Genomic DNA, 23,090 nt, shown 5'->3' with positions numbered 1-23,090 from the left:
TCATTAGCGCTTAAACATCAGGATTAGAACGTCAGTCCTTCACGGCGCTTATACAGCGGGTTTTTGCTGTCGTCAGCGTAACCGGGCTTCTGTGCTTCTACGGCTTCATCAGAAGAAGGCAGTTCCAGCGGCAGGGTGCCGGTGGGTGATACCTTGCCAGTAAGCACATCAATCACGGCATCGTCTGCACTACCGAAGTTAGCCAGAATAGCGCCTGCGGTATTGTTCAGTTCACCCATGATCATGGGGCGTTCCAGGAAGACGGATAAGATAGTTGGCACTTGCTGGCTAACGGCCAACATTTGCTGATATTTCTCATCGTCTTCGCGGAATGACACGCGGCCTTCATTCTGGCGGCTGCCGAAGAAGTGATTCGGATGCAGCTTTTCACTTGGCGTCGAGAAGCGGAAAATCGCAAAGTCGGCTTGGGCCGGGTCGGTCACAACTTCAAAACCACGAGCGGTCAGTGCCTCTGCATTTAAGCCATCAACGAACACTTTCTTCATTGAGTCTGCCAGTGGCAGCAGCTTATCTGCATTTTTCAGTAGCACTTGGGATTTTGCCTGAACCTCACGAGCCAGTGCCCGCCATTCCGGTTTACCCACATTCGATGCTGCAGTCGCTTCATCCACGTAGGGGTTGTCGAATAAACCAAGCTCAAACTTCAGTGTAAGAATACGGGTGGCCGACTCATCGATACGCGCTTCTGTCAGTTTGCCTTCATGTACCGCGTTAACGATGATCTCAGGCTGGTCTTCACCACCGAACTGGTCAATACCTGCGGTAATACCTTTTACGAAACGTTCAGGAATAGACAGGTCTTCCACACCCCACGGCGTCGCAATTTCCCGCACGCCCTGTGGTTTAGTTGGTGCCTTACATTCTTCACTACAGTCCCGGGTTACCGCCCAGTCTGAAACTACAACGCCTTTAAAGCCGGCATCGCCGCGCAGCAGGTTTTGCAGTATTTGTTTGTTGAAGCCTGGGCTTACTGCTTCTACTGGTTCACCGTCTACAGTGATGCCGTGTAAGATAGGATAGGCAGGCATAATGCCGGTGGTTTTTGCTTCGAATGCACCGTCAAATGCGCGGATATGATCTTCAAAGCTGGTATCGTCCAGTTGTGCATTGCGGCCGTAGTAGTTATGGCCATCAAAACCTTCTACCGCTGCACCGTAACCCACCCAGTGTTTGGTCACGGTTGATACGCCTTCCGGCGTGATGCCACTAGAACTGCCTTGGAAACCACGAATGTACGCGCCCACCTGCTGACTCACTTCACCAGCATCGCTACCAAAGGTGGCAATGATACGAGGCCAGCGAGGCTCGGTGGCTAAATCAGCCTGCGGTGATAACGCCATGGTAAAACCGGTTGCGCGGTATTCCTGACGGGTAATGTCACCAAACTGTTCGGTCACTTCAGGATCGTTCAGCGCACCAAAACCAAGAGGTTCAGGCCACTGCGTGAAACCATCGGTAGACTCAGCAGCCCCTAACACGTATTGGAAGTGGTTGCGCGGATCGGTACTGATGATCGCCGGGATGCCTAGTCGGGTTGTTTCTGCCAGCGCCTGGACTTTATTGTTTTCAACGGCCAGATCTGCCGGCGACATATTCAGACGGCTGATGTAACTGCCGATGTGTTTGTCTTTGAACAGGGAAGTAGCGACATCGATGTCATAGCCGTCCTGAGAAAAACCAGCAAAGCCATTTTTACCCGGCAAGGTGCCATGTACCATTTCACCAGCTTTTTCTTCCAGCGTCATGCGGGCAACCAAGTCGGCCACACGTTCTTCAACGGGTAAACGCCAGTCTTCATACGGGGTAAGTTTGCCATCGGCATTCAAATCTCGGAACATTTGGCCGTCCTGTTCGATAACCGCTTTGCTGGTGGTTTTAACCGCCACCTGGCTTACAGGGGAGGCATCTTTCTTCGGTTGCTCAACCTGGGCGGGCGAGGGTTTCTCGCCACAACCAGTAAGCATAGCGGTAGTGATTAGGCAGGCACTACCCAATGTTGCTGTATGCTTTTTCATTAATCGTGTCCTTGACCGGATAATTATTCGTTAACGGCGCCTGTGATTTGGTAAGTACCAGAGCCGAGTGAAAAGGTGTTCATTTCATCGGTACGGGAAACGTTAGTTACGAACTTACTGGCATTCACATTCTCGCCGTCAATCTTCAATGCTTGCTGCGCACCGGGTAACGAAATTGTTGCTGTAGTGTTAGCAGGAATGGTTACCCGGTAGTCAAACTTACCATCTTTTACTTGCCAGTGGCTCGAAATTTTTCCGTAAGGTGAATCATATTCTGCTTTTACCCAGTCAATTTCGTTCTGCGGATCAAACTCTGGCTTCAACGCAAAGGTTTTAAAACCGGGGCTCAGTCGTTGAATACCGCCTGAGTGACTGATTAACCACTCACCAATAGCACCGAACGAATAGTGGTTAAAGGAGTTCATGCTGTTATTGCCACCGAATCCGTCTTCAACAGTGTAACCGTTCAGGCGTTCCCAAATTGTTGTTGCACCCTGGTCGATAGGATACAACCACGACGGATACTGGTCGTTGAGCAATAAGCGGTATGCATCATCGGTATAGCCATTCTCAGACAGCGCTTTGCTGATCCAGGCCGTGCCGATAAAGCCGGTCATCAAGGAGTAAGCAGGGCGGGTTTTCCCTGCATCGTCAACGTTTTGTGACGATACCGAGTGGGTAAGCTTCTCTGCCATCGCCGCTGCGTTGTCTTCGTTGAATGCGTTCATTGCCAGACCAACTGCAAACGAGGTTTGGGTGTCTGCAACTGCCCATTCTGCCGGTGGAGCCACCGGATTAAACATACTAGGGCCACCCACCAGACCAACGGTTTGCATTTCATCATTCACAAACTTATCGTTGAAGAAGGCTTTTCGCTCGTCATATTGCTCGCGGTATTCACGGGCCATGGCGTCATCATCAAGAATAATGGCAACCTGTTTCATAATATCCAGCGCATAAATGTGATAAGCCGTAGCCAGATAATCTGCGCCCAGTTGATTATTCTGCGGCCCTAACCAGTCGCCCAATCCTGAGTCTGTGCTTAATCCGGTTTCGCTGTCGATGGAGTCATGTAGGAATGTCATGTATTCATTCATTGACGAATAATGTTCTGCCAACAAGCCTTTATCACCATATTGCCAGTACGTTTCCCACGGTACGGTAATACCGGCTACGCCCCAAAGCACGCCACCGAAGCCGCCGCCAACCGGGGCGACATCAGCATAGCGACCGCTCTCAGCCTGGGTATCGCGCATGGCCTGTAAGTGCCGGCGCATAAACTGGGAGGCATCGCTAACATAGGTTGCGGTAGGCGCAAATACGTTGATGTCGCCAGACCAGCCCATACGTTCGTTACGCTGCGGGCAATCTGTAGGAACAGATAAGAAGTTGTCTACATTCGACCAGGTAAGGTTAGACCACAGCTGGTTTACCTTCTGATCAGAACTTTCGTAGCGCGCAGTAAGCGCCTGTACTGAACTGACAACCACACCGTTAACGGCTTCTAACGGTAATGGCTTGTCTACACCCGTTATCTCAATGTATTGGAATCCGTGCGAGGTGAAATGAGGCTCAAAGGTTTGCTCGCCGTCAGTCATGATGTAGATATCCTGGCTGAGGGCGGCACGATAATTTTCGGTCATGATCATGCCCACGTTCGGGCCTGATTCTGGTAAGTCCGGATAGAGCATTTCGGCAAACCGTACGGTAACGGCTTCACCGGCTTTACCATTCGCAAAATGTAGTCGAGGTACGCCAACGATGTTCTGTCCAAGGTCGTAGACAAATACACCAGGACGTACCTCTTCCACACTTTTTGCCTGAACAGTGGTAAATTCGCGGGCGGGTTCACCAATTTGCCCTACAAGCCTCATGTTGTCGTAAGACAGCGTTTGCGCCGGGCGCATCATGTTTGGTTGTACATTCTGCGCTTTGGTTGCCTCTAGTGAAATTTCTGCAGCCGGTTCCCATTCGCGCTCGAACGATGTGCTGGCCCAGCCTGCCTGTTCTTCAGCAATGCGGGCATCGTACACTTCGCCCATCGATAAGCTACCGTACACCACTGGTGAGGTGTCGCTGAACTGCCAGTTGCCTGGTTCAGTGATCACAACACTTTCCGAGCCGTCTTCGTAAGTAATGATTAGCTGCGCGAGCAACGACTGGCGATCACCAAACCCATTCCAGGTGTTACCGAAGCCGAGCATGCCGCTCCACCAACCTTCGCCTAGTTGGGCGCCCATGGCGTTTTCACCGTTCTGAACGGCATCAGTGACATCGTAAGACTGGTACAAGTGGGTTAAGTTGTATTGCGTTAAGCCAGGGTTGTAGTAATCGTTACTCACCTTTTCGCCGTTCACGTAGTATTCGTAAATGCCCCGGGCGGTAACGTACAAGCGCGCTTTGCTAACCACTTTGTCCGCGACATCGAATTCTGTACGCAGTTGGGGCATACCGTTACTTTGGGTATCAACAACCACGAGCTGACTGTCTTTAGAACCGGTGAATCTAATACCGGCCTTGGTATCGCTTACCTGGCTGGATTTCTCGGCAAATGCAGCGCCATGCTCAGCGCCACTAAACAGCACACTGTGCGGCGTATGCATGTTGCTCACTGTCAGGTTGCTTACCGTGACGGTTGAACCCGCATCCGCGGCTACACCGACATCGTTGAGCATGCCATAGGTGACGTAGTCGTGGTTGTGACCCAGAGGGTTGAGCTGAACCGTGGCCCCTTCAACCAGTGGCGGGAACATTAACTGAAAACCAGATTTCTCTTCCGATTCAGCACCGACCCAAAAAGCCGAATTACCATCTAACTGAACGGTAACATTGCCGAATTCATTGTTGATAAGCAGGTTGTGAGGCTTGTGGCGGTTATAAGCGTTTAGCAAAGACGGCTTAATAGCAAAGGATTTAACCGGCGTATCCGGGGTGTCGTTTTGCGTATAGCCTGCACGGTAAAAATTCAGCGTTGCCGGTTTACCGTCTTCAACACCCGCTACATCCAGTTCAATTTTAAAATAGCTCTCGTCTTCGCCGCTTTCTACCTGATAGATGTTTTTGAACTTGTCCATCATACGCGGATCATTCGCAGCAAATACAATACCGCCAGCCGTGCTTCCTTCTTCAATGGTTACGTCTGCGCTAATGCGGAACAGTGGCAAATAATCACCGTAAAGGGGAAGGGCATCATCATCGCCGCCTATCCAAGTTGCGCCGTTCCAGGCGTTCAAAGAGGGATCCAGTAAGCCGGTTTCAAAAGTGGACATGGCCTGACTTTCATCGCCATCGTTGTCCCACACTGTGAGGTGCCAAGTGTATTGGGTACGCGGGCGCAAAGGTGTGCCTTGATAGGTAATGTGAAGCGCTTGTGCGGAGTTTTGCTTGCCGGAATCCCATACCAGCGCGCCGTTTTCGTCGGTCACACGGATTTGATAAGCAGACTGGCTTAAGCCTTTCTCTTCTCCCTTTGCAGCCAACTGCCAGCTAAAGCGAGGCGCGGTGACGTCAATGCCAATGGGCTGGTTGCGGTACTCAGTTTTAAGCGCCGCTAAATCAAATGGTGCAGATGAACTGCCGGCACTGCCTGTGCCGCTACAGGCTGAAAGTATTGTTACAGGTGCTGCAACAGCAAGAGTGAGTATTAGTTTGCGCATGCAAATCTCCAGTACGTACCTGGTGGCAATCTGTTCAGTGAAACCTGCGAGTAGCGCGAGTTTTCTGAAATGTTATGATTGAAAGTGATTGGCATGTTGCCCTATCTGAATAGATGTTGTCAATGTGTTAACAGCTAAGTGACGAAGCTAGTACAAGATAATTGAGCCGAGATACTGGTCGGCGGGTGAAATATAGCGCATCGGGCAATGACATAAAGCATGCGAAGTGCGCTGCAAAGCTTATTTAATCTACTTTACATTCAATCCTATTCATTTCTGTTGGTTAACCATGGTTGTGTGTTTTTTATTCATTAAATTTATGGATAGCAGGTATTAATTATATTTGTTTGTGATTGTTATTGACTGTTTATGATTGTCGCTGTACTTTGTTGCTCCAATGTTAATTAAAATCGAGCAGTTTTAATAAAAATAACATGCTGCCAAAAAGTAAGTTAATCACTGACACACAACCACGCAAGGAGATGAAAATGGCTTCATTTTCAGGACTAACCGCTACACCAGCATTCCGTCGTTCCGCACTCGCGGCAATGATCACGGCTTCTTTTTCCCATTGCGCAATCGCTCAGGACGTTGAGTCTGCCCAATCCGAACCCGATCCTACTGTAGAAACCATTGAAGTACGTGGATCTGCAACCGGTACACTTATTCGCGGTGCAACGCCAGTCGGTACGAATGTGGTAGGTATTTCTGAAGAAGATGTGGCTGAAATTGGTGTACCTGACAGCAACGAACTCCTTGCGCAAATTCCGCAAATGACCAGCACCTTTAATAGCCGTCCAACAATGGCGACAGATATTGGTCAGGGCATGCCAATGCCTAAACTTCGCGATATTGGTACCGGCGGCGGTAGCACAACACTCGTACTGTTAAACGGTTTACGCTTACCAGGCTCAGGCATTATTCAAACGGTACCAAACGCGGCAGCCATTCCTCCTTCTGCATTAAGTACAGTAGAAGTGGTTATGGATGGTGGCTCTTCAATTTACGGTTCCGACGCCATTGCTGGGGTAGTTAACTTTATTACCCAACGCCCAAAAGATGGCGTAACGCTGAACCTGGAAGGTGGATTTGGTGACAGCTACACCGCAGGAACGCTCAACTTAACCGCCGGCACATCTTGGGATTCTGGTGCGGCGATGCTGTCGTTTTATCATGCGGAAAACGGCGATGTGATGGGTTCAGATCGTGATTTCATTACCGCCGACAATACTGCAAACGGCGGCGGTGACTATCGTACTCGCCAGTGTAGCCCTGGCAATATCACGGCAAACGGCACCAGCTACCGCATGGATACGCTCACCGAAGGCAGTAACTTATGTGATCCTAACGACGGTATTTCGTATGTACCTGAACAAAAGCAGGACACCATCTTCCTGGCCCTTGAGCAGGAATTTTCTGACAACGTTTTCCTTAATCTGAACACTTACTACAGCGACTGGGGCGTAGACATTACCGGCGACGCAACCAACGCACTTACGGATTTAGGTGCTTCGGGAACTATCACTTCCGATAACCCTTACTTTACTGCAATTGGCGATGAAACGTCGCAGACCGTAGACTTTAGCTTTTCCGATGTTGTAGGGCCCGGCGCGAAAAACAGCAGCGACTTTAAAGCATTCTCTTTCATGCCGGAACTCACGGTTGAGTTACCAAACTACTGGCGTTTGAAAGCGGCATACAGCTACGGCTGGGCTGAAACCCATGGTGAAGAAACCGGGGTAAATGCTACCGCCGTTGCCGCCGCGCTGGCAGGTACCGACGAGTCCACTGCACTGAATCCTTATAATGTAGCTGCAACAGATCCTGCGGTACTGAACAGTATCCTTTCTTACTACGGTACACTGGGTGATGCGAAGCAAACCCATCATCAGATCCGCCTTACACTGGACGGTGCCATTTACTCTTTACCGGCCGGTGATGTGATGCTGGCGGTGGGTACAGAGTACTTCAAGCAAAACTACGACGTTTCATTTGGCGGTGGCGCAGCAAACGCACTGCAAATGACAGAAACGTCTGCGTCTCGTAACGTTAAGTCCGTATTCAGTGAAGTGGTTGTGCCGGTGATGGATGATCTTGATGCCGGAACCATCGACTTTACTGCGTCCATTCGTTACGACAGTTACAACGATGTGGGCAGCACGACCAACCCGAAGATCGGCGTAGACTATTCTCCGACTGAAAATTTACGTTTGCGTGCGCAGTGGGGAACGTCATTTCAGGCGCCTAGTTTGGCGGATTCCGGTGCAGCCGTTGATACCCGCGCTATCACGTTAGGCGTGAGTCCTTTCATGGCACCAGACGCAGCTGATTCTGACTTCTTCCGCGGCACCATTATTTTGGCAGGCGGTAGCGATGGCTTGCAACCAGAAGAATCTGAATCTTACAGTGTAGGTTTCGACTGGACGCCAGAGTTCTCTGACGATCTGAAAGTGAGCATGACCTACTTTGACGTGGACTATTCCAGTGCAATCAGCCTGGCACCGTTCTACACGCCAAGTGTATTGTTTAGCACACCGGGCTATGCCGATTACTACACATTGAACCCAACACTGGATGAAGCGCTGGCAGCAGCAGATGGTATGCGTATCGACGGGCAATCAATTGAAAGCCTTTATGCTGACGGAAACTCTGCCTACGTACTGTTTGACGCACGTCGTAATAACATGACGGCCACCAAGTTATCGGGTATCGACTTTGACATCAGCAAAGTATGGCAAACCAGTTTTGGTAGCGTGAACGCCAGTGTGGCAGGTTCCTACACCTTAGACAGAACCTTCCAGCCTGTGCAGGGTGCGGCCTATCAAGACGAAAAGAGCACAGACGAGCGTGGCGACTATAACTTGTTAGCGCAGGTGGGTGCGACTTACGAAAACATGCTGGGTACCGTTCGCATTCTTCACACTGACGGTTGGGAAAATGCGGTTGCCTCTGCAGATTCGCTCACTACTGTAAACTTGTTCGGCAAGTACGATCTGGGTGAGTATGAGTTTGTCGAAGAAGCTTCAGTGACGGTGAATGTCGATAACTTGTTCGATGAAGACGCTGTCTACTATGATGACGCAAACGGCTTTATCAGTGGCTCAACACTGGGGCGCGTGATTTATCTGGGACTGAATCTGAAGATGTAATCAGTGTAAGTCTAAGAGCGGAGTCGGCAGACTCCGCTTTTTGTCGTTCAAGGCCTGAATGCAAAAACAGGTATCACTATTGGTAAGTCGTCGTTAAGGAAAATTATATGCAGGAGAAGAGCATGCTTAAAGCCGTATTGGATATTGGAAAAACCCACATCAAATTGCTTTTGGTGAAAAATGGTAAAGAATGTGCCAGCTTCAGCTGCAAAAACGCACCCATCGAAGGCATGTATCCGCAAGCCGACGTTGATGGCATTTGGAACTGGTTAACTGAAACCTTACGTTCGTGTTCATTAACGCCGCAGATCGAGGGATTTGTTGTCACCACCCATGGTGCCACTGCCGCGCTAATCAACGACGCGCAGCCACGAGAAGATGCGCTTGTACTACCCGTACTCGACTACGAATTCGCGGGTATTGAAGCATGTACAGACGACTATCAGAAAGTACGGCCCGATTTTGAAGACACCTTGTCTCCAGCACTGCCTGCGGGGCTGAACCTTGGGCGTCAGTTGTTTTGGCTGCAATCAAAATTTGCTGATCAGTTTTCCTTTGCAACGACAATTTTGATGTATCCCCAATATTGGGCATGGCGCTTAGGCGCGGACATGGCCACCGAAGTCACGTCGCTGGGTTGCCATACCGATATGTGGAACCCGCAAAAACAAGACTATTCAACGCTTATAAGCGCCTGTGGATGGCAAGAAAAGCTGCCAGAATTGCGCAATGCCTGGGACTGCCTAGGAAAAGTATCTGAGGATGTCGCTAAGCAAACCGGACTCTCAGAGGATTGCGAAATCTTTGCGGGAATTCACGACAGTAACGCCAGTTTGCTGCGCTATTTGTCGATGGCCCAAGATGGCGAAAGCTTCAACGTCATTTCTACAGGTACCTGGACCATTCTGATGCAGGTGAACGGCAGCACCGAAACGTTGGCACAGCATCGCGATACTTTGGCAAATGTGGATATTCATCGTAACCCGGTGAGCTGTGCCCGTTTCATGGGCGGCCGGGAATATGAAAAAATCTGTACTACCCTGGGGGGCAATATTCGTATGAGCGCCGAAGCGGCGGATATCCAAAAGGCGTTAGATGAGGGCTGGATGGTAACGCCAGATTTCAGTCAGGGTAACGGCCCGTTTGGCGGTCTGACACCACAACTATTGTGTCCGCCATCACCAGAAGCGCCACAGGCCATTGCCACACTCTACTGCGCACTTTTGATTGATCAGCGATTGAGCGACCTGAATTCAACGGGCACGATATATATAGAAGGGGCATTTTTGAAAAACCCTATGCTATGTCAGCTAGTGTCGCAGTTGCGCCCACAGCAAAAAGTGATGCTGTCTCGTGACAATACCGGCACGGTAATGGGCGCAGCAAGCCTGGTGCACTACAACAGTAATGAACAGTCAGCGTTGGATGTGATTACCTGCGAGCCTGCCGCATTTGAGGGTTTAGAAGCGTACCGAGCGAAATGGTTTTCATATATTAACTAAAAGTATCACTTTCAATCAAAATGCGCGTATTTGATTGATCGCATTTGCACAGGTGACTATATTATCTCCCACACATATAACAATTACACAGGTAATACCATGCTGGAGAAGCAACGTCACCAGCTCATTCTGGACATCCTTGATGAGAGTACTTTCATCAGTGTGCGCGACCTTTGCGCTCAGCTGAATTCGTCCGAAGCGACTATTCGCCGCGACCTTAACAAACTGGCAAGTGCAAAAAAGATTCGAAAAATTCGTGGTGGTGCGCAGGTACTCGATAACAAAACCGTCTCGAATATCCGTCTTTCAGGAAATGCTTTTCTGGTGGACCGGGAGCGCAATGCCAGTACTAAACAATTGATTGCTAAAGCCGCCACCGACATGTGCGAAGACGGCGAGTCTATTATTATCAACGGCGGTAGCTCTACCTTCATGATGTCTGAGTATCTGGTAGAGCGGAAAATGAATATTCTGACTAACTCGTTCGTGCTTGCCCACGAACTGCTTGAAAATAGCCAGAATCAAGTAACGCTACCTGGCGGCGAGGTTTACCGTAAGCAAAGCATTATTCTGAGTTCTTTCGAGAACGACACCACACAGAATTATCGCGGCAGCAAAATGTTCATGGGTTCGCCTGGTGTGAGTGAATTTGGCGTAATGGAAACCGATCCATTACTCATATTGGCTGAACAGAAGTTACGTAAACGCGCTGACAAGCTCATTGTACTGGCAGACAGCAGTAAGATAGGTATTCGCGGCAATCTTATTTTCTGTGGCCTGGACGAAGTCGATACGGTGATTACTGACAGCAAAGCAGACCCTGAAGCGCTCGACCGTATTCGCGAACACGGTGTGAATGTGATTGTGGTTGAAAACTGCGACTAAAGCTGCCCGGTTCTGATTAATCTCTAAGCGATAGTACGTTCTGTGCTATCGCTTCCTTTACGCTTGCCCAAATCCCTCTTTGAAGTTTCATATTTGGTACCAAACTGTTAACAACTGCGGTTTTTTACATCAATACTATCTGGTCTAAGGTATATTCTCTTTAAAATTAATGTAACAATTCTGTTATATTGTGATTGGAAATGATTGACAAAGATTGCAATGGATGTATATTGATTTGTATTCAATCAGCGGCTTTGCCATGAAGACCCGATTCACTAAATAACTTCACAGGATGCTCAGAAATGCCTTATCAGCCAGATGAATACAAACACGTCAAATATCTGTGGGAAGACGAGGTTGCCGACAAACTCGATCCCGTAGATAACCTGGTATACCGCTCCAACAAGTTGGGCGAAGACCAGCGCATTACCAATACCGGTGGTGGTAACACGTCAGCCAAACTGATGGAAAAAGATCCGCTTACCGGTAAAGATGTGGAAGTACTTTGGGTAAAAGGTTCTGGCGGCGACCTGCGTACGTCAAAGAAAGAAAACTTTTCATCACTGTACCAGGACAAACTGAATGCACTGGACAGTGTGTATCAGGATTACAGCGATAAGGGTTACAAGTCTGCCGGCGAAGACCGCATGGTTGGTATGTTCAAGCACTGTAACTTCTGCCTGAACCCACGTGCATCGTCTATCGATACGCCTCTGCACTCAATGATTGACGAAAAGCACGTTGATCACCTGCACCCGAATGCGGTGATTTCAGTGGCATCTTGTAAAGCACAGAAAGAGCTGACAGAAGTGATTTGGGGCGGCAAGCTGGCTTATGTACCGTGGATGCGTCCTGGTTGGGAAGCGGCGAAGCTGTGTGAAGACACCTATGCAGCGAACCCCGATATCTGGGGCATTTTGCTGGGCCAACACGGTCACACCAACTGGTCTTCTGAAAGTAAAAGCTGCTACGAAACTTCTCTGTGGGTAATTGAAACCGCAGCGCGCTACATCGAAGAGCATGACAAAGGCGAAATGACCTTTGGTGGTCAGAAGTACCAGTCGCTAGACGATGCGGCACGCACCGATTTGCTGAAGGACTTCTTACCTGTAGCGCGCGGCTTACTTTCAAACAAAGTGAAGTTTATCGGTACTGTTCAAACTGACGACGCCACGCTGCGATTTGTGAACAGTGTTGATGCGCCGCGTCTTGCTGAGTTAGGTACTTCTTGTCCTGACCACTTCCTGCGTACCAAAATTAAGCCTCTGTTTGTCGATTTCGACCCACAGAACGATGACTTCGATACCTTGATCACCAAGTTTAAAGCGGGCCTGGAAAAATACCGCGAAGATTACACTGCGTACTACGAAGCGTGTAAACGCGAAGACTCTCCAGCAATGCGTGACCCAAGCCCAACAGTGGTATTGATTCCGGGTGTAGGCATGATTTCCTGGGGTAAGAACAAGAGTGAATCTCGTGTAACTGCAGAATTCTATAACTGTGCCATTGAAGTAATGCGTGGCGCAGAAGCGATTTCTGAATATACCGCGCTGCCAGCTCAGGAAGCGTTTGATATCGAATACTGGGCGCTGGAAGAAGCAAAACTGCAGCGTATGCCGGCTGAAGCCCCTCTGGCTCGCGACGTGGTTGTGGTGATTGGTGCCGGTGACGGTATTGGTAAAGCGACAGCCCACCGCGTTGCTAAAGAAGGCGCGCACGTTGTTTGTGCCGACTTGAACCTGGAAAACGCGCAGCGTACCGCTGGCGAGCTTACAGATAAATATGGTCAGGGCATCGGCGTTGCCGGTACAGGCATTTCGTCATGTGGTCCTGCGGTTGCTATGCAGGTAGATATCACCAAGCGTGAAACCGTTGAAGCATTGTTTACCCAAGTACTTTTGGCCTACGGCGGTCTGGATAAAGTCATCGTTACTGCGGGTGTGTTCATTGCTGAAGGCAGCGACCTGGCGAAGAATGATTCCATCTTCGACATCAGCTTTGGCGTGAACGTGAAAGGCGGTTACGTGGTCGGTTCCACTGCACAGAAGATCTGGGAAGCACAAGGTCTGAAAGGTGCCATGGTGCTGACAACCAGTGTTAACGCTGCCGTTTCGAAGAAAGGTTCGCTGGCTTACGACACCAGTAAAGCGGCAGCAAACCACTTAGTGCGTGAACTGGCAGTGACCTTGTCTCCACTGGTAAACGTGAACGCATTGGCACCGGCTACGGTAGTGCAGGGCAGTAACATGTTCCCCCGAGACCGCGTGATTTCCTCGTTAACCAAGTACGACATTGCCCATGATGAAAGCGAAACCACTGAGTCACTGCGCAACAAGCTGGCGGAATTCTACGCCCAGCGCACCCTGACCAAACAACCTATTACACCGGATGACCAGGCCGAAGCGGCTTATCTTCTTGTATCCGGTCAACTAAGCAAAACAACCGGGCAGGTGATCAGTGTAGACGGTGGTCTGCATGAAGCCTTCCTGCGATAAGAGGTGAGTTATGTTACGAAGAATTGATGCATCCGTTATTAACGACGAAAACGAAAAGTTAAAGAGCCACCTGGACGCCGATTATGCTGCGCTGGCTGACAAACTTGCCCGCGACAATATTGATATTGAAACCATTACGGCAAAAGCCGGTGAGTTTCAGGTAGCCGTGCCTTCTTGGGGCACCGGCACCGGCGGTACGCGTTTTGCCCGCTTCCCGGGCACCGGTGAGCCACGTAATATCTGGGAAAAGCTGGAAGACTGCGCTGTTATCAATGAAATGTCTGGCTGTACCGACAGCGTTTCACCACACTTCCCATGGGACAAAGTGGACGATTTCTCTGAACTGAAAGAGAAAGCTGATGCATACGGACTAAAATGGGTATCGGTTAACTCTAATACCTTCCAGGATCAAAAAGGTCAGGAATACTCATACAAGTACGGCAGCCTGAGCAACACCAAGAAAGAATCCCGTGACCTGGCCATTCAGCACAATCTGGACGTTATTGAATACGGTAAACAGCTTGGCGCAAAAAGCCTGACAGTATGGGTTGGCGATGGCTCTAACCATCCGGGACAGTCGCACTTCCAGCGCGCTTTCGAGCGCTATCTTGCGAGCATGGAAGAAGTGTACAAAGGTCTGCCTGACGATTGGGAAATGCACATCGAACACAAAATGTTTGAGCCTGCATTTTACTCCACCATCATCCAAGACTGGGGTTCAAACCTGCTGGCTGCTATGCACTTAGGTCCCAAATGTAAGTCGCTGGTAGATCTGGGTCACCATGCACCGAATACCAACATTGAAATGATTGTGTCGCGCCTGATTCAGTTTAAAAAACTGGGCGGCTTCCACTTCAACGACAGTAAATATGGTGACGACGATCTGGATAGCGGTTCACTGCATCCGTATCAGCAGTTTCTGATTTTCAACGAACTGGTCGATGCCGAATACCGTGGTCAGGAAGGTTTTGGTCCAGCTTACATGCTTGATCAGTCGCACAACGTAACTGACCCGGCAGAAAGCTTGATCAACTCTGCTATTGAAGTGCAACGTTCTTATGTAAAAGCACTGCTGGTGAATCGTGAAGCGCTGTATGGTTATCAGGAAGACAACGACGCATTAATGGCATCGCTGGAACTGAAAAACGTATTTAATCTCGACGTTTCACCTATTCTGGCAATGGCCCGTTACCGTAAAGGTGCGCCAATCAATCCTCTGGGTGTATACCGCGCTGCAGGTTACCGCGAAGGTATGGCGAAACAACGTCCGCAGGATCCAAACGCCACCGGTTCTGGTATTGTCTGATCACGCCGTAATCAGTGTGTAAGTTAACAGCTCGCTCCGGCGGGCTGTTTTGTATGTTGTGCAGTGTTACCTGTTCAGGGAAATGGAAAAAGAGCAATGCGATTAAGCCAGTGTCATAACTTTCATGACTTTCGGAAGTTGGCGCAAAAGCGTCTTCCGGGGCCGATTTTTAACTACATCGACGGTGGAGCCGATGACGAAACCACGCTAAAACGCAACACTTCAGCGTTTCGCGAATGTGACCTCATTCCCCGGGTACTTACCGGTGTGAAAGACATCGATTTAAGTGTTGAAGTGATGGGGCAGAAGCTTGCGCTTCCGGTGTATATGTCACCAACGGCGTTACAGCGGTTATTCCATCATCAGGGCGAGCGTGCTGTTGCAGCAGTGGCTGAACAGTTCGGTACCATGTTTGGTGTCTCGTCTTTAGGCACAGTAAGCATGGAAGAAATCGCCAAACAGTACGATACGCCTCAGGTGTACCAATTCTACTTCCATAAAGATCGTGGACTTAATCGTGCCATGATGGAGCGGGCAAAAGAGTCTGGCATTGAGGTAATGATGTTAACGGTAGACTCTATCACTGGCGGTAACCGCGAGCGCGACTTGCGAACTGGTTTCTCCATTCCGTTTCGTCTGAACCTGGCAGGGTTGTGGCAGTTTGCCACCAAACCGATGTGGGGCATCAACTATGTCACCCACGAGAAGTTTTCTTTGCCGCAACTCGATGCGCACATCAACATGGGTGGCTCTAGCAGTTCTATTGGTGACTACTTTACTAATATGCTCGACCCTTCCATGAACTGGAAAGATGTGGAAGAGATGGTGAAGTTCTGGGATGGACAATTCTGCCTTAAGGGCATTATGAGTGCAGAAGATGCCCGTCGCGCTGTGGATATTGGTTGTACCGGTATTGTGATTTCCAATCACGGTGGACGACAGCTAGACGGTTCCCGAAGTTCATTCGATCACCTGGCAGAAATTGTTGATGCTGTTGGCGATGAAATTGATGTGATCTTCGACAGTGGCATTCAGCGCGGTACTCATGTGCTTAAAGCGCTGGCGCTGGGTGCAAAAGCGGTTGGTCTTGGCCGCTACTACCTGTTTGCACTGGCAGCTGCGGGCCAAAAAGGCGTAGAACGCGCAATGAAGCAAATGGTGGCTGAAATCGAGCGTGACATGCGTTTGATGGGGTGCAGCAAGATAAGCGAACTCAATCGCGACCACGTGCGTTTTCGCTAACATTTACCTTTCTTTTCAAAGGGCCATTAAGGCCCTTTTTTGTGCCTTTAATTTATCATTAACATCACGATTTTCCTCAACTTAGCAATCATGCTATGTAACTTAATACTCAATTGCAATCACGCTTAGCTTTCGTAATTGCAAAAATATGATTGAAACTGACTAAAAGTATGTGATCGGCGTTAAAAATTTGTGTATGCTGGCCCTTCAAGTGTTTCAATGATGTAAATCCGTTACTAAAAAATTACATGCGGGTGGTTGAGGGAGTTAGGTATGACGCCGAATCCAATGTTAGGTGTTTTGTTTCACTGGTTAGGGGGGCTGTTCTCCGCCAGTTTTTACGTTCCATATAAACGCATTCAGCGATGGTCCTGGGAAATTTTCTGGTTAGCGGGTGGTATATTCAGCTGGTTTCTTTGTCCGTGGTTTTTTGCCTGGATCCAAACAGAAGATCTGCTCGGCGTATTAGGCGCAACAGACGTGTCTACCTTGCAGCAGTGCTTCTTATGGGGGCTGGGCTGGGGCTTCGGTGGCCTTACGTTTGGTTTGGCTGTGCGCTACATGGGGATTTCTTCAGGTATGGCTATTGTACTCGGCCTTACCACGGTACTAGGTACGCTCGGTCCGCCAATCTTCGACGGTACTATTGGCGCGGTATTAGCCACAACAGCAGGACAGTTCGCCGTTGGCGGAACCTTAATGACCCTTGCGGGCGTGATTGTGGTGGCACGAGCAACTGCAGAGAAAAATCGGAGTTTGGGCACAACGTCTGATGCTGAAACCATCGATATGAAAAAGGGGCTGGCCATTGCCGCATTCTCTGGTGTGATGTCGGCTTGTTTTGCCTTCGGTATCGCTGCCGGAAAGCCTATTCGCGAACTCACCCTTGAAGCCGGTACAGACCATCTGTGGCAGGGATTACCTGTACTTTGCGTGGTTTTGCTTGGTGGTTTAACTACTAATGCCGTGTGGTGTATTTATTTGATCATAAAAAATGGAACTGCGCGTGAATTCCTCGGTCATACCAATACGAGCATTGAGAAGTTGCCTGGCAGCACGATGTTGAAAAACTATCTGCTGGCCGCCCTGGGTGGAGCATTCTGGTATTTCCAGTTTTTCTTCTACACCATGGGTGAAAGCAACATGGGCAAATACGAGTTTTCCAGCTGGACCATTCACATGGCCAGTATCATCATCTTCTCAACCCTTTGGGGTTTAGCGTTGATGGAATGGAAAGGCAGCAATAAGAAAAGCAGAATGTTATTGCTAGCAGGTATTTCGCTACTGGTTCTCGCCACGCTGGTTATCGGTGTGGGCAACTCGCTCCAATAATTTTACGGTCCCTAGCGCCTTCCTCGGTTTGGTTTCCAGTGGGTTGGCGCGCTCCCCCTCCTTCTTTTTTGCATTTCTTTACGCTTATCTGTTAGTGTGCACAAAATCTACAAACGCCTGAGTCACAAAGAAAAACATATAAGATCTCATACCTAAAGGTTCTTAATTTTATAAAAAGGTATTTTTTTTAGAACCTGCAAACCCAAACGAATGTGCTACGTTTTTAATCAGTCAACGTAGCGAACATTCAGGACGGATTATGAAAAAGTTAGTTAGTGCAGCAATGTTGGTGGCAGCCGCCGCATCTTCTCCGGTACAAGCAATCACAGAAGGTGATTACTATTATTTGCCCAGTAATTTGTGTGAAGCCGCCGAGACAGTAGCAAGCGAAAATAAGCTTCTTACTGTTATTGGTAACGACTTCCAGTCGCAGGTACAAATTAATCTGGCTTTGTTAACTGATTATCCGGCTACAGGTGTTGCTTACCTTGAGCGTGCACAGAATGTCGACCAAATCGCTATCGTTGAAAAAGCATCGAAAAACTGGACGCCTTTTAGTCAGGACAACATGTATATTCTGGGCAAAGAGAAGATCCCGTTCTCTGAAGCCGCAAAGTTGCCAACCATCCTCGCCAATTCGCCAGAACGCGCCCAGGCTTATCTCGCAAAAGTTGAAGCGTTTAAGAATAAATATCATATCTCCGACGATGAGATTGTGACTGTTCAAACCGGCGCACGGGTGCTTGTTCAAGACGAAAGCGAAGAAGTTTTTCTGAAAAATTTCTTCACCACCTTTGATGTTGGCCGTATTGAGAAACATATCTTATCCATCGATCATCACACACCAATGATGGAGTCGCTGGAAGTAGCTTACCTTGAAAAACGCAGCCACGGCGCTTGCGGTATCAAAGCTCAGGGAATCGCTAAACTTTAATACAATCTTTTAATTGTTGCTCCCAGGTAGTTAATACCTGGGAGCACTCGTTTCCAACATTCAGAATCTTCATAATCACTTCAGAGTAAATGCGTTAGTCAGGTACGCTAAACGCGTCATTTTCTGCCTGAATAGTAATGCTGTTCTTTTCCTTCATTCATTTGCTTAATATCAGCACAATACTCAGAAACTGGGCGGATAAGCAGTCGTTGGATACCAATTGGGTCACCGCTTTCAAGACAGTAACCGTAGCTCTGGTCCTCAATTTGCTTCAACGACTTGGCGATCTTCCCTAATAGAAGCCTTTCACGGTCTAAAATACGCAGCGCAAGACGAGACTCCTCTTCATACTGCGCCCTGTCCACATCATCACTGAATTCTGGCGGTGAACTTAATGTCGTCTTCACTTCTTCAATGTGATTCATGGTGGTTTGTTTTAAATCGAGCAAATACTGTTTAAAAAAAGCCAATTGCTCGTCGTTCATATAGTGATCTTCTGGCGCTGCCAGTAATTCATCTTTAGTCAGCATAACTATCCTGCATCTATTTCTCAGACCAATTTCTGTTGTACTGAGCATGACAGAGGTTGTGTTTGTAATTGTTACATTATAACATTGTGTAAATTGTTACAATATAACATTTCATTGGAGAGGCAATGTTCAGAGTAAGTCAGTTGGCGGTGGCAGTAGCTGCATTGCTGCCCGCTATTTCTGTTGCACAAGGACTGCAAGGCACTGTTAAGAATGCAGCGGGTGATGTGCTGTCAAATGCGTCCGTAGAAATTGAGTCATTGGGAATAAGTGTGAAGTCCGACAGTCAAGGGCTGTTCAAATTTCCTCAAGTCGCGAATGGCGACTACATTATTCATGTTTCTGCACCAGGCTTTGCACACCTGCATCAAAACATCACGGTTGCTGGTTCTCAGCCAACTGAAGTCAATTTATCGTTAGCATCTACCTCCATAGAGGTTATTGATGTAACGGCAACCCCCATGCACTTATCAAGCATGGAATCTGCGTCGCCCGTCAGCGTCCTTTCAGGCGAAACACTTCGACGTCAACAAGCTGCAACGTTAGGCGACACGCTGGAGAACCTACCGGGTGTCCAATCTAACTTTCATGGCAATGTGGCCAGTACGCCTATTATTCGTGGCTTGAGCGGCCCGCGAGTACTGATTGCGCAAAACGGTTTGGATGTGAGCGATGTATCTCGGGTTGGTCCGGATCACTCGGTTGCATCAGAAGCGTCTACCTCTCAACAAATTGAGGTGTTGCGTGGCCCGGCAACCCTGTTTTATGGCAGTGGCGCCATTGGTGGTGTTGTGAATGTGGTTGATGGCCGCGTTCCCACCGATAACGACACTCGCGGTGAGTGGTTGCTGGAAACCGATTCAGTCAATAATCAAAAACTGGGCTCGTTCAACGTGACCTCTGGTGCCGGAGATTTTGCGGTATATGCCGATGGCTATTGGCGTGAATCTGATGACTACGATACTCCCGTTGCACCAGATAATGACGAAGACGGCCAAAATGGCGAACACGTTGTTAAAAACAGTGCAGAAGAATCCAATGGTTTGACGCTGGGTGGCAGCTATCTCATGGATAACGGCTATGTAGGTGTCGCGGTTGAACGGTTTAACCGTGAATACGGCATTCCCGGGCATTCTCACGGTGGCGACGAAGAGGTTGCCGTGCTGGCAGATCTGGAGCAAACCAAAGTACAACTGCTGGGTGAATATAGCCTGAAAAATAACTGGCTTGATCGTGTAAGTTTCCGAGCCGGCCACACCGATTACGAACATGCTGAAATTGAGCTGGGCGCAGTGGGTACCACTTTCGAAAACAATACTGATGAGGTAAGAATTGACCTAATCCATAGTGTGTTTGGCGGGTGGAATGGCGGTCTTAGCCTGCACTATAAAAACAGTGAAGTGATGGCTGTAGGTGAAGAAGCCTTTACGCCGCCGTCCGAGGCAGAAATGATTGCCTTAGGGTTGATGGAAGAACGCCATTTCGGCGACTTTCTTGTGCAGCTTGGTGCTCGTGTTGAAAGGGTAACGCTGGATGCCGCTGAAGCACGACTGCCGCAGTTGGCTGCCCATGCACACGACGAAGAAGGCGAGGAAGAAGAGCACGACCATGAGCACGAGGAAGAGGGTACTTCGGTGACTCGCGTGTTTAATGTTGCGCAGGAATTTACGCCAGTCTCTCTGTCTGCCGGTGTGGTGTGGGATTTCACCCCGGGTTACAACATCGGTGTGTCGTTATCCCGTTCGCAGCGCGCGCCATCTGCGTCTGAATTATTGTCTTTTGGCCCACACATTGGTACGGGTACCTATGAAGTCGGTGCGCTGTTTGCGCTTACTGGCGACGAAGAAAGTGCATTTGGATTAACTCAGAATGCCCTCGACCTGGAAACGGCTAACAATATCGATGTGACGTTCCGTAAAACCGAAGGTGAAGTTGGGTTTATCTTAAACGCGTTTTACAACCAGATAGACAACTACTATTACCAAATCGAAACCGGATTGTACGCAGAAAGTGGTCACGACCACGATCACGGCGAGGAAGACGAAGAGACCCATGACCACAGTGACGAACTGCCGGTTTACCTGTTCCGGGCAGACGACGCAATTTTGCATGGCTTTGAGGCGCAGGTCGCCTGGCAGGTCACGCCTGAGTTTAAAGCTGAGGTATTTTCTGATTATGTTCGGGCTCGTCTGAAGGACGGTGGTGATTTACCTCGCACGCCGCCGCTGCGCTTTGGAACACACCTGAGTTACCAAACCGAAACGCTAACCGCAAACTTGGATGTGACACATTACGCTAAACAGGATCGCATCAGTGAATTTGAGACTGAAACCGACGGCTATACCCTGGTAGACGCCTTTGTTTCCTATGACATGCAACTGATGTCTCAAGATGTGTCGTTATACCTTAAAGGCACCAACCTCACGGACACTGAGGCTCGAGTGCACTCTTCATTCCTCAAAGATTTGGCTCCAAGACCGGGCAGAAGTATCGGTATTGGCCTGAGAGGGTATTTCTGATGTTCCCGCTAAATTCATCAATGGAATCGAAAATGAATACAACGAAAAAACTGACCTACCTGGCAACCCTGGTAAGCGCATTACTACTTACTGGATGTGGTGATGCTGAAACTGAAATCAACGAATTACCTTCAGTAGTGGAAGACAGTGATGATGCTCACGACCACGGTGAGGAAGAGCATGTAGAAAATGCGGGTCGTCTGTCGGTATTGGATGCCGCGTCTAACACGCTGGCCATTTATAACCTCGAAGACAACTCGCTGCTGGATACATTTACCACTACTTACGAAGGAAGTTCGCTAACCAGTTCTGCGGGCAGCCGCTTTGCTGTGATTACCAGTCGCAGCAATGACCTGGTGGAATTTGTCGATGGTGGTTTGTGGCAGGAAGACCATGGCGACCACCTTCATGCTTACGAAGAAGCACCAACAGCGTCAGCGTTTACACTCAGCGGCAGTCGACCAACGCACGTAGATAGCCACGACGGCCAGCTAGCCGTGTTTTTTGACGGTGATGCTGATTCAGGCTTGCCCGCGATGGTTCAAGTTGTGACCGACAGTAACATTGCCAATGAATCTGCCGAAATCGCTACCCTTGATTTCACGGTGAACATGCATGGTGTGGCAAAGCCAGTAGGCGATATGTTACTTGCTTCAGTAAGACGGGAAGACAGCGTTACCACATCGGCGAATGCGGTGCTGCCAGATAGCGTTGGTGTTTACCACTTGCATGATAGCGAGTATGAACAGGAGCAGCTGTTCGAAGGTGAATGTCCTGATTTGCATGGCGCTGCGGTAACGGACGACTTTGCCGTATTCGGCTGTAGCGACGGTGTGTTAGTGCTTGCTGCAGAAAACGAAGTGTATACCTCTTCAAAAATCGAAAACATCGATGCGGTAGGCGATCTTCGAGTTGGTTCGGTTTATACCCACCATGATGCCGCTTCTTTCATTGGTGTTGCGTCGGCCCACGGCGGCGGGGCGGCAGTGTTAGTCGCTATCGATACAGACCATGGTGAAATGGAAGAGATTGACTGGGAACCACAGACGGATGCCAGCCCCATCTCTTACGGATTCTCTTATGACGGGGCACATTTTTTGATTCTCGATAGCCAAGGCTATTTGTCAGTGATGGCCGCCCACACCCACGACGACCATGTACATTGGGAGCTAGAAAATCGTATCGATATCAGTGAGCAGGATATTGCATCTATGCCAGACGATGTGAATTTTTCGATGGCCGTGTCACAGAGCGCTAATGCGGTTTATGTGGCCGACCCAATCGCGTCTCATATTGTGATTATTGATATTGAAGCGGCTGAAATTACCAGTGAAGTGGAACTCGACTTTGTTCCTGTGTCATTGGGCTGGTTAGGGATTGCCGAAGCCCACTGATAGGCGCAGCTATAGGTAAGGACGGCATTCTCACGCTTTCTGGCCGTCCTTACGTCAAAATCCCAACATAGAGGAAAATACTATTAACGTTTTCACATCCCAACGGCTTT

At 49.1% G+C, this 23,090-nt stretch carries 13 protein-coding genes; 10 read left to right on the top strand and 3 right to left on the bottom strand.

Annotated features, from left to right (window positions below):
• Positions 1–23 precede the first annotated feature (23 nt).
• Entirely contained in the window at positions 24–2,036 is a 2,013-nt protein-coding gene (locus tag ACXAFQ_RS14780) for a glycoside hydrolase family 3 protein (protein ID WP_474823943.1), read from the bottom strand.
• A 23-nt stretch (positions 2,037–2,059) separates the two neighbouring features.
• On the bottom strand, positions 2,060–5,692 hold the full coding sequence (locus ACXAFQ_RS14775; RefSeq protein WP_474823941.1) for a family 78 glycoside hydrolase catalytic domain: 3,633 nt from the start codon (positions 5,690–5,692) through the stop codon (positions 2,060–2,062).
• A gap of 488 nt (positions 5,693–6,180) precedes the next feature.
• On the opposite strand from ACXAFQ_RS14775, the gene ACXAFQ_RS14770 reads away from it, so the two are divergent.
• The 8 genes from ACXAFQ_RS14770 (at position 6,181) to ACXAFQ_RS14735 (ending at position 18,537) form a co-directional block, all read left to right on the top strand.
• A complete protein-coding gene (locus tag ACXAFQ_RS14770) occupies positions 6,181–8,841 on the top strand; it encodes a TonB-dependent receptor plug domain-containing protein (protein WP_474823939.1) in 2,661 nt (886 codons plus the stop codon).
• Positions 8,842–8,963: 122 nt separating this feature from the next.
• Positions 8,964–10,343, top strand: coding sequence for an FGGY-family carbohydrate kinase (locus ACXAFQ_RS14765; protein ID WP_474823936.1), 1,380 nt, complete (start codon positions 8,964–8,966; stop codon positions 10,341–10,343).
• A gap of 99 nt (positions 10,344–10,442) precedes the next feature.
• The gene (locus ACXAFQ_RS14760) at positions 10,443–11,228 is read left to right on the top strand and encodes a DeoR/GlpR family DNA-binding transcription regulator (protein ID WP_474823934.1); all 786 of its coding nucleotides are present in this window, start codon (positions 10,443–10,445) and stop codon (positions 11,226–11,228) included.
• A 302-nt stretch (positions 11,229–11,530) separates the two neighbouring features.
• On the top strand, positions 11,531–13,723 hold the full coding sequence (locus ACXAFQ_RS14755; RefSeq protein ID WP_474823932.1) for a bifunctional rhamnulose-1-phosphate aldolase/short-chain dehydrogenase: 2,193 nt from the start codon (positions 11,531–11,533) through the stop codon (positions 13,721–13,723).
• Between the two features lie 10 nt (positions 13,724–13,733).
• Complete coding sequence (rhaI, locus tag ACXAFQ_RS14750) at positions 13,734–15,029, top strand: L-rhamnose catabolism isomerase (RefSeq protein ID WP_474823930.1); 1,296 nt, start codon at positions 13,734–13,736, stop codon at positions 15,027–15,029.
• A gap of 96 nt (positions 15,030–15,125) precedes the next feature.
• On the top strand, positions 15,126–16,271 hold the full coding sequence (locus ACXAFQ_RS14745; RefSeq protein WP_474823928.1) for an alpha-hydroxy acid oxidase: 1,146 nt from the start codon (positions 15,126–15,128) through the stop codon (positions 16,269–16,271).
• 273 nt (positions 16,272–16,544) lie between these two features.
• Positions 16,545–17,603 carry an L-rhamnose/proton symporter RhaT gene (gene rhaT, locus ACXAFQ_RS14740; RefSeq protein WP_474823926.1) on the top strand — a complete coding sequence of 353 codons (1,059 nt, stop codon included), beginning with the start codon at positions 16,545–16,547 and terminating at the stop codon, positions 17,601–17,603.
• Between the two features lie 259 nt (positions 17,604–17,862).
• Positions 17,863–18,537 carry a hypothetical protein gene (locus ACXAFQ_RS14735; protein ID WP_474823924.1) on the top strand — a complete coding sequence of 225 codons (675 nt, stop codon included), beginning with the start codon at positions 17,863–17,865 and terminating at the stop codon, positions 18,535–18,537.
• A gap of 116 nt (positions 18,538–18,653) precedes the next feature.
• Here the strand turns inward: ACXAFQ_RS14735 and ACXAFQ_RS14730 are convergent, their stop codons facing one another.
• Entirely contained in the window at positions 18,654–19,067 is a 414-nt protein-coding gene (locus tag ACXAFQ_RS14730; RefSeq protein WP_474823922.1) for a TraR/DksA C4-type zinc finger protein, read from the bottom strand.
• A gap of 125 nt (positions 19,068–19,192) precedes the next feature.
• On the opposite strand from ACXAFQ_RS14730, the gene ACXAFQ_RS14725 reads away from it, so the two are divergent.
• Both ACXAFQ_RS14725 and ACXAFQ_RS14720 read left to right on the top strand, forming a co-directional pair.
• Positions 19,193–21,586, top strand: a complete 2,394-nt coding sequence (locus ACXAFQ_RS14725) for a TonB-dependent receptor (RefSeq protein WP_474823919.1) — start codon at positions 19,193–19,195, stop codon at positions 21,584–21,586.
• Positions 21,587–21,618: 32 nt separating this feature from the next.
• A complete protein-coding gene (locus ACXAFQ_RS14720; RefSeq protein ID WP_474823917.1) occupies positions 21,619–22,980 on the top strand; it encodes a 5-methyltetrahydrofolate--homocysteine methyltransferase in 1,362 nt (453 codons plus the stop codon).
• Positions 22,981–23,090: the final 110 nt, after the last annotated feature.

It is taken from the genome of Alteromonas sp. ABH2_165, from assembly GCF_056159945.1.
The sequence above is the reverse complement of the archived record's forward strand: the minus strand, read 5'-3'. Positions and strand labels throughout refer to the sequence as shown.